This window comes from Bradyrhizobium liaoningense (assembly GCF_018130955.1).
GTDB classification, from domain to species: domain Bacteria; phylum Pseudomonadota; class Alphaproteobacteria; order Rhizobiales; family Xanthobacteraceae; genus Bradyrhizobium; species Bradyrhizobium liaoningense_C.
In genome coordinates, this window is record NZ_JAFCJM010000153.1 from 1 (window position 1) to 1,203 (window position 1,203).

The 1,203-nt window shown below is 62.3% G+C and carries 1 protein-coding gene; it reads right to left on the reverse strand.

Annotated elements, in window-relative coordinates; genetic code table 11:
* Nucleotides 1-7 precede the first annotated feature (7 nt).
* Nucleotides 8-1,111: an ISAs1 family transposase gene (locus JQ632_RS39145; RefSeq protein ID WP_212408049.1), complete on the reverse strand. Its 1,104-nt coding sequence runs from the start codon at nucleotides 1,109-1,111 to the stop codon at nucleotides 8-10.
* Nucleotides 1,112-1,203 lie beyond the last annotated feature (92 nt).

The window sequence follows — 1,203 nt, forward strand, 5'->3', positions numbered from 1 at the left end:
GGCAGGGCTATCGCATATGGCTGAGGGCTGCCATGAGGAAGGCATTGTCCCAGCCGGCGCGCTTGATTTTGCGCCGCAGAGAGGCTGGATCCGGGTGAGTTCGCAGAATGTTGAGGGCGAGCCTGCGGAGAATGGCAAGGTTCTCGGGCGCATGGTCGCAGCGCGAGCGGTTGCTGTCCTCGGCAAAATGGACGTCGAGTACCCAATGGAGTTGGTTCTCGATGCCCCAATGGCTGCGAGTGACGTGGAGCAACCGCTTGGGAGCGATGTATTTGGACAGGAGATAGTGACGGACGACGGGCGCATCGGCGCGCTGCTCCGCCAGGCGTCTGCGCGAGGTGATGCGCCCTATCGCGGCGGCCCCTGGAAAGCCGTAGAGGCCTGCCAAACTGGTGTTGCGCATGATTGTGGCACGTCGCACTTCGCGTCGATCGTGGGTGGAAGGGTCGATCTGTTCGGCTGTGCTGCGCTTGCCCGATCGCGCAAATTGCTGGGTCACCGCGGTGAACAAGCGCCCGCGGTTGGCCTTGATCGCCAGGACATAGTCGCCGCCGCGCTCGCGTACTGTAGCCGCAAACGCGCGGGTACAATGCAGCGCATCGGCGGTAACGATGCAGCCTTCCAGCGACAGAAGGTCCAGCACCTCCAAAGCGCCCGCCGTCTCGTTGCGACCAGATGCCTTTTGCTGAGCCAAGGCCATGCGGGCATCCACCGCAAAGACGTTGACCATGTGCAGGGGGGTGGCCTTGCCGCCGCGTTCGTAGGCCCCGCGCAGGGCCTTGCCGTCAACCGCCACCACCCCAGTCAGCTTGATGTGATTGGCCTTGGCAAAGGCCGCCATGAAGCGGCGAAATGCGCGCTCAAAGGCTTGCGGTTTGAGCAGGCGGAACACCCGACTGAATGTATCGTGGCTTGGGATGCCATGCTCCAGGCGAAGAAAGAGCCGCAACAGCTCCTCCTTCGACTCCCCGAAGTCCGCCATGTCCGAGCACGACTCCGCTCCGCACAGCATCGCCGCCAGTGCGATGAACAGCACTTCCAACAGATCGTGCCTGGCATTGTCCGCGCGCGGGTCCGGCAACCGCCGAAAGGCCTTCTTGAACTTCTTCATCCGACCCCCTCCATAACCCGGGAGTCGTCTTCAGAATCCGTCTTGCCTTACAATGCAATAGCTAGCGAAAACCCATATGCGATTCCCCTGCC

Excerpts from the sequence above, each read along its gene's own strand:
- JQ632_RS39145 (WP_212408049.1), bottom strand. The coding sequence starts at position 1,111 with ATGAAGAAGTTCAAGAAGGCCTTTCGGCGGTTGCCGGACCCGCGCGCG.